Annotated in this window: 7 protein-coding genes; 2 read left to right on the top strand and 5 right to left on the bottom strand. The window is 43.4% G+C overall.

Annotated elements, in window-relative coordinates; translation table 11 throughout:
* Window positions 1-1,754, bottom strand: a 1,754-nt coding sequence (locus IH598_13660; protein MBE0639558.1) for a urocanate hydratase, incomplete at its 3' end; no start/stop codon positions are given.
* A 234-nt stretch (window positions 1,755-1,988) separates the two neighbouring features.
* Here IH598_13660 and IH598_13655 point away from each other — a divergent pair.
* Window positions 1,989-2,156: a 4Fe-4S binding protein gene (locus IH598_13655; GenBank protein MBE0639557.1), complete on the top strand. Its 168-nt coding sequence runs from the start codon at window positions 1,989-1,991 to the stop codon at window positions 2,154-2,156.
* Between the two features lie 88 nt (window positions 2,157-2,244).
* Here IH598_13655 and rny read toward each other — a convergent pair whose 3' ends face one another.
* From rny to IH598_13640, 3 genes are all read right to left on the bottom strand, one after another.
* Window positions 2,245-3,786 carry a ribonuclease Y gene (gene rny, locus IH598_13650; protein MBE0639556.1) on the bottom strand — a complete coding sequence of 514 codons (1,542 nt, stop codon included), beginning with the start codon at window positions 3,784-3,786 and terminating at the stop codon, window positions 2,245-2,247.
* A gap of 295 nt (window positions 3,787-4,081) precedes the next feature.
* Window positions 4,082-4,375 carry a cell division protein ZapA gene (locus tag IH598_13645; GenBank protein MBE0639555.1) on the bottom strand — a complete coding sequence of 98 codons (294 nt, stop codon included), beginning with the start codon at window positions 4,373-4,375 and terminating at the stop codon, window positions 4,082-4,084.
* A gap of 20 nt (window positions 4,376-4,395) precedes the next feature.
* Window positions 4,396-4,683: a hypothetical protein gene (locus IH598_13640; GenBank protein MBE0639554.1), complete on the bottom strand. Its 288-nt coding sequence runs from the start codon at window positions 4,681-4,683 to the stop codon at window positions 4,396-4,398.
* 270 nt (window positions 4,684-4,953) lie between these two features.
* On the opposite strand from IH598_13640, the gene IH598_13635 reads away from it, so the two are divergent.
* Complete coding sequence (locus tag IH598_13635) at window positions 4,954-6,228, top strand: DUF2851 family protein (protein ID MBE0639553.1); 1,275 nt, start codon at window positions 4,954-4,956, stop codon at window positions 6,226-6,228.
* Window positions 6,229-6,281: 53 nt separating this feature from the next.
* On the opposite strand, the gene IH598_13630 is transcribed toward IH598_13635, so the two are convergent.
* The coding region (locus IH598_13630; GenBank protein MBE0639552.1) for a peptidoglycan synthetase at window positions 6,282-7,316 on the bottom strand (1,035 nt) is incomplete at its 5' end.

The raw sequence follows: 7,316 nt of genomic DNA, 5'->3' as shown, positions 1-7,316 counted from the left end.
TTGTGCAGCGAAACCCAGGTGGCGCCACGGAAGGAATCGCCGATCACGTTCTGCACGGCCATATCAGCAGTGAATTGCGAGCCGTCGTAAATGTTGGAGGTTTCTCTGAAAGGAGAATCAGTGCCTGAAACATCATGGTGGTCGCGGCCAAGAACAACAGGCGCTGACAACTTACCCCCGCGAACGGCATTGTTGAAGGCTTCTGCGATTTTCATCCTGCCTTCGGCATCGGCATAAAGAATCCGCGCCTGGGACCCGACTACCAGCTTGTTGATTTTGGCCTCTTTAATCCATTTGATGTTGTCCTTCATCTGCATGGTAATTTCCGCAGGAGCGGTTGCAGCGATTTTTTCCATCACCTCAACGGCTATCTGGTCGGTTTTATCCAGATCTTCAGGTTTCCCGGAGGTGCAAACCCAACGGAAAGGCCCAAAGCCGAAATCAAAACACATCGGCCCCATGATATCCTGCACGTAAGAGGCGTACCTGAAATCTCCCTTTTCGTTCAATATATCTGCTCCGGCACGACTGGATTCGAGCAGGAACGCATTGCCATAGTCAAAAAAGTACATTCCCTTCGCTGTAAGCTCATTGATGGCAGCCACCTGGCGGCGCAACGATTCACGGACCTTGGTTTTGAAAAGTTCCGGATCAGATACCATCATTTTATTGGATTCTTCAAAAGTCAGTCCTGCCGGGTAATATCCTCCCGACCAGGGGTTGTGCAGCGAGGTCTGATCGGAGCCCATGTCCACCCTGATTTGTTCTTTGGCAAGTTTTTCCCAGAGACCTACCACATTTCCAACATAGGCAATCGAAACGGCCTCTTTTTGCTGTTGCGCTTTTTTGATACGCACCATCAGTTCGTCAAGGTCGTAAAACAATTCGTCCACCCAGCCCTGTGAGTGGCGCTTTGTGGCTGCTTTTTCATTCACTTCGGCAATCACGCCCACAGCGCCTGCGATGACGGCTGCTTTTGCCTGAGCGCCCGACATCCCTCCCAGTCCCGATGAAACAAACAACTTCCCACCAATACCCTCATCTGAGTTTGCACCAATCATCCGTGCTGCATTCATAATCGTAATGGTTGTACCATGCACTATTCCCTGTGGGCCAATGTACATATACGATCCGGCAGTCATTTGCCCGTATTGGGTCACTCCCAGCGCATTGAATTTTTCCCAGTCGTCGGGCTTTGAATAATTGGGAATCATCATTCCATTGGTAACAACCACCCTCGGAGCGTCTTTATGCGAAGGGAACAAGCCCATCGGGTGACCTGAGTACATCACCAGCGTTTGTTTGTCGGTCATAGTGGCCAGGTATTGCATGGTGAGCAGGTACTGCGCCCAGTTCTGAAAAACCGCACCATTGCCACCGTAAGTGATCAGCTCATGGGGATGCTGCGCCACTGCCGGATCAAGATTATTCTGGATCATCAGCATAATGGCTGCCGCATGCTGTGAACGGTAAGGATACTCTTCGATGCTGCGGGCAAACATTTTATAGGCAGGCCTGAACCGATGCATATAAATGCGGCCAAAACGATCGAGTTCTTCTTTGAACTCACTGACCAGCACAGCATGGTGCTTTTTGTCGAAATAGCGGAGTGCATTGCACAGCGCCAGTTTTTTTTCTTCCGGAGTCAAAATATCTTTTCGCACCGGTGCATGTGAAACCTTTGTATCATAAGGAGCAGGGGCAGGAAGAATGTCTGGAATCCCTTGAAGAATGGCATTTTTGAAATCGGTCATTTCGTTGTTTTGTTTTAAAAATGAATAGCTGCAAATTTACAATAAACGGCGATTTGATTGTAACAACATGTTTACTTAGGAGCCAAATCGTAAATTAATTGCTGATTGTCAATAATTTGCGGGTTATCAATTTAGACTGTCTATAAATTTATGAAAATGGAGGTTAAATGAATGCTATAAAAAAAAATATGCAGACCTTTGCATCAAATTGTTTAACCTTAATATTTAATTGAAATGGCATACGTAATTAGTGAAGATTGTACTGCTTGCGGTACATGCATTGATGAGTGCCCCGTGGAGGCAATCTCTGAGGGTGAAATCTACAAAATTGATCCGGATGTTTGCACCGATTGTGGCGCTTGCGCTGATGTTTGTCCGGTTGAAGCAATTCACCCCGAATAGGTAGCTGGAAGGTCGATATTCATCCGATCTTACAAAAAAACCCGGTCATCAGTGATAGCCGGGTTTTTTTATTTTACCATGTCTCGTGCTATTTTGCGTAGCTGATAGCTCTTGTTTCGCGTATTACGGTGATCTTGATCTGACCGGGATAGGTCATTTCTTCCTGGATTTTCTTCGAAAGATCATAGGCGAGTGTGTTGGATTCTTCATCAGAAACATTTTCGGCAGCCACAATCACTCTGAGTTCTCTCCCCGCCTGGATGGCATAGGTTTTCACAACTCCCGGGTAAGACATGGCAAGGTTCTCAAGGTCTTTTAACCGCTGGATGTAGGCTTCCACTACTTCCCGTCGTGCACCGGGCCGGGCGCCGGAAATGGCATCGCAAACCTGAACGATCGGCGCCAGTAAAGTTTCCATATCAGTTTCGTTGTGGTGAGATCCGATGGCATTGCATACCTCGGGATGCTCTTTGTACTTCTCGGCCAGCTTCATACCTAACATGGCATGTGGTAATTCCGATTCGCTGTCAGGCACTTTACCGATGTCGTGTAACAATCCTGCCCGCTTGGCCTTTTTGGGATTTAGCCCAAGTTCTGCAGCCATGGTTGCGCAAAGGTTGGCCACTTCGCGTGAGTGTTGCAGGAGGTTTTGACCGTAAGACGAACGGTATTTCATCTTTCCGACCAGCCTGATCAGTTCGGGGTGCATTCCGTGAATTCCCAGGTCAACGCACGTGCGTTTTCCAATTTCGATGATCTCCTGCTCAATCTGAGCCTTGGTTTTACCCACTACTTCTTCGATACGTGCAGGGTGAATGCGACCATCGGTAACAAGTTTATGTAGGGAAAGCCTTGCGATTTCGCGTCTTACAGGGTCAAAACCCGAGAGGATGATCGCATCCGGAGAGTCGTCAATGATGATCTCGATTCCTGTTAAGGCTTCCAGTGCTCTGATGTTCCTTCCTTCACGCCCGATGATTCGGCCTTTGATCTCGTCGTTGTCGATATTGAAAACCGATACGGTATTCTCGATCGTATTTTCTGCAGCTGTACGCTGAATGGTCTCAACCACGATTTCCCTTGCTTTCTGATTGGCGGTCAGTTTTGCTTCGTCAATAATATCCTGAATATGCGCCATTGCCTCAGACTTCGCCTCATCTTTCAGGTTTTCGATAAGTTGCTTCTTTGCTTCTTCGGAAGTTAGTCCCGAAATTGTTTCGAGTTGTTCGATGTGTTTCTGGAATGATTTGTCAACTTCTTCCTGTTTCTTTTCAAGGATTTCAAGTTGTGTTGTGAGGTTTTTCCGGATGATATCTACCTCTCTTTCCTTCTTGTTGTACTCCTCAAATTTCTGATTCAGTGTAACTTCTTTTTGTTTGAGCCGGGTTTCATTTTTCAGAATGTTGGCGTTGCGTTCGTTGGATACTTGTTCGTGCTCGGTTTTTAGTTTCAGGAAATGCTCCTTGGCTTGAAGCATTTTCTCTTTTTTTAGCACTTCAGCTTTTTCCTGCGCTTCATCCAGTACTTTTCTGCCTTTTTCTTCCAGCTTCTTACGTAGTACGGTTGTCGAAAGGATCACCCCGAGGACAATCCCGACAACTCCGCTAACAACACATAATAGTATTTCCATTGTACATTTAAATTTAGGGTTAGCGGCAATAGTTGAGGAAAAAAAACCCGCATTAATTACAGTCGGAGCTTAGTAAACCCCAATCTTTATGGTAAGGGTTACCGCAAGCTTCAAACTTCCACTGTCCGGAGTTCCGGATTCCCGCAAAGCGGGACTGAGGCCTGTTCTACACCTGCTGAGATTGCCCTCAAGTGTATAATGTTGAGTTTACAAACATTAAGAGAATTAATGCGGGAGTATTTTTCAGTATCAATACAAATTGATGCTGTGTTTTTCAAAGAACGTTGCGTTGAACTTATTTAGTTGACAAACTTTCGGTCAAAATCTCATCGATTTCATTTAACTTACCTGACAGCTGATTCTGCTGAAAACTAACCTCGACATCCAACTCCATTGCTTTGATGGTGTTTTGTAAAACCACCATGGCCAACAAGTCCTGTTTATCTTTAAAGTCATAATTCTCAGCATACTTTCTGATATTTTCGTTGATCCTTTTTGCTGATGCTCTCACCAGCTCTTCTTTTTCTCTTTTAATGTTCAAACGATATTCTCTGTCAGCTACTTGTACTGTTATTAAAATTTGATCCATGAGGATTATCTGAAAATACTTCAATCATTCAAAAGACCGATACATCTGTCAACTTCCCGCAAAAGTTCGTTAATTAAAAATTTTGCATTTGTTGATCCCTTATCCCTCTCAATTGCCTTTGCAATTTTAATTATCTGATTTTTATATTGTAATTGTTTATGATTAAATTTTAGCTCTTCGAGTTCGGTGAGTAACTGTTGGTTTTTATTCCTCAGCTCCTCGTTTTCGTTTTTGATCGCCTCAAAGCGGGCTGCCAGTGCCCTTGTTCTGAATTCTATCCCACTTACCAGCGTAACCAAGTCATTCATTTGGCAAACACACTTTGATGTTTTCTTAAACCTGACAAAGCTAATAAAATTTTATAGCTAAATAACAAATTGTCCAAAAAATATTTAAAAAATTAAATTGTGAAATTCAGTTATCGTTTTTGTTGTTTTGTAACTACTTAAACTCATGCAACTTACTTAAAACAAAAATCCAATTTCAAATTTCTCTATTAATAACGGTTAAAACCGCCAAATGTTAATCCTGGAAGTTAATTTCATTAAAACTATTAGCTTTGTTCAAAATCTGTTGTTATGAGAGAAGATTTTTTGCATTTTATCTGGAAATTCAGGCTGTACTCCAAAGACCTCGAGACACCCGGAGGAGAGTCGCTCGTTGTGGTTTCGCCCGGGCGTCATAATTCTGACTCAGGGCCCGATTTTTCGAACGCCCAGGTGAGAATTGGAACAACGCTTTGGGCCGGCAATGTGGAGATTCATCTCAGGTCGTCCGATTGGTATCTCCATCATCACCATACCGATGAGGCCTATTCCAATGTGATTCTGCATGTGGTTTACGAAAATGACAAAGAGATTTATGATCGCAATGGGAATCAGCTGGCCACACTGGAACTGAAAGGGAAATTCAACGAGAAGATTTTTCAGAAATATTATTACTACCTGAATAACAAAAACTGGATTCCATGTGAGAAAGACATACACTATCTGAATATCGAAAAGACGAGGATTTGGCTGGACAGGCTTCTGGTTGAAAGGATGGAGCGCAAAGCAGGTGATCTTGCAAGGATGCTGGAGCATAACAAAAATAATTTTGAAGAAACGTTTTACCAGGTTCTTGCCGGGAATTTTGGTTTTAAGGTAAATGAGCAACCGTTCAGAATTCTGGCCACCATGCTGCCACTGCAAATACTTGGCAAACACAAAGACAACCTGTTTCAGATTGAGGCTATGTTGTTTGGAACTGCAGGCCTTTTAGATCGGGATTTTGAAGATGAGTACCCCAGCAAATTGAAAAAGGAGTATGGGTTTTTACAAAAGAAATACGCGCTTGTACCCATCCAGGAACATTTGTGGAAATTTATGCGGCTCAGGCCATCCAACTTCCCGACCATCCGAATTTCGCAGTTTGCGGCATTGATTCACAAATCAACAAAACTATTTTCGAAGATTATCGAAACAGACAACCTGAAGGAACTGGTTTCTTTCTTTGATGTTTCAGCTTCAGCTTATTGGGAAAATCATTACGTTTTTGATAAATCATCATCGCACAGTATAAAACAACTTGGCAAAGATGCTATTCATAACATTTTACTCAACACAGTGGTACAACTCCTTTTTCTTTATAGCATAGTGAAAGACGAGGAACAATTCCGTGAAAAAGCAATGGCTTTGCTGATCTCCATTGAACCCGAATCCAATGCTATTACCCGGGGCTGGGAAAGTATCGGAATAAAAGCCGCAAACGCTTTCGAATCGCAGGCACTGATAGAACTTAAAAACAATTACTGCAAACTTAAGAAGTGCCTGGACTGCAGCATTGGATTGAACCTGCTGAAGATGAATTCATAAGGATTGTCAGCAAGAAAACTCCATTTGTTGAACATCATTTTTTGCCCCAACCCTTAAGGGAACAGATCTACGGCAAGTCTTTTCAGGTCAATCCCGCCAAAATTCCCTGAGCTCATCATCAACAGGTTTGTATGGGTCATTTGCTGGCTGCGGATAAAATTTTCCAAGGCCTTTGCTTCAGTAAATACTTTCAGGTCAGGATTGTCAAATCCTTCGATTACATCTTCTTCTGATATCGGGTCGAGCTTCTTCAAAGCGATGGCATGTGGATTGAAAAAAACAACCGGAATATCGGCCTGATCCATGCTTTTCCTGTAATGAGACAGAAAATTTTTACTCAAACTGCTGAAGGTGTGTAACTCCATCACAGCAATCAGTTTTCGCTCCGGGTATTGACTTTTCGCTGCCTCCACCGTGGCTTTAAGTTTTGAAGGAGCATGTGCAAAATCCTTAAAAATGGCTGAGTGCTGGTTTCCGGAGACAAACTCAAGCCTGTTGGCAGCTCCCTTAAAGGTGGTTATGGCCTGGTAGAACTCAGTTTCATTCACTCCCAATAATTTACACACTTCACGCGCACCACTGATATTTAATAAATTGTGTTTGCCGAATACATTCAAAGGATGCACCTGAGTTACACTTCCTGACTGGATGATCCATGTTTTTCCTTGATCATTCTCAAAATCCGGTAATAGGTAAGGGATCTTATTTCCATCCCATAATGAACTACGAACAACTTTAAGAAGTTCCTCATCTTCACCGCAGTAAATGACACTTCCACCGCTTTCGATGCTTTTGATGAATTGCCCGAACTGATCAACATATCCTTCAAAGGTTGGGAAAACATTAATATGATCCCACGCAATGCCACTGATCAGGGCAATGTGGGGTTTATAATGGAGGAATTTCGGACGTGGATCGAGCGCTGAGGTCAGGTACTCATCTCCTTCGATCACAATAATGGGTGCATCCGACAGCCTGACCATGATATCAAAACCCTCAATTTTTGCTCCGACAAGATAATCAAAATCAATGTGTTGCTTCTTCAATACATGCATGATCATCGAAGTGATTGTCGTTTTTCCATGACT

This window comes from Bacteroidales bacterium (genome assembly GCA_014860585.1).
Lineage (GTDB): Bacteria > Bacteroidota > Bacteroidia > Bacteroidales > 4484-276 > RZYY01.
This window is presented reverse-complemented; position numbering and strand designations above follow the sequence as displayed.

Bases quoted from the DNA above. Each gene is read 5' to 3' on its own strand.
- IH598_13645 (MBE0639555.1), bottom strand. From the start codon at position 4,375: ATGGATCAAATTTTAATAACAGTACAAGTAGCTGACAGAGAATATCGT.
- IH598_13640 (MBE0639554.1), bottom strand. From the start codon at position 4,683: ATGAATGACTTGGTTACGCTGGTAAGTGGGATAGAATTCAGAACAAGG.
- rny (MBE0639556.1), bottom strand. From the start codon at position 3,786: ATGGAAATACTATTATGTGTTGTTAGCGGAGTTGTCGGGATTGTCCTC.
- IH598_13655 (MBE0639557.1), top strand. From the start codon at position 1,989: ATGGCATACGTAATTAGTGAAGATTGTACTGCTTGCGGTACATGCATT.
- IH598_13635 (MBE0639553.1), top strand. From the start codon at position 4,954: ATGAGAGAAGATTTTTTGCATTTTATCTGGAAATTCAGGCTGTACTCC.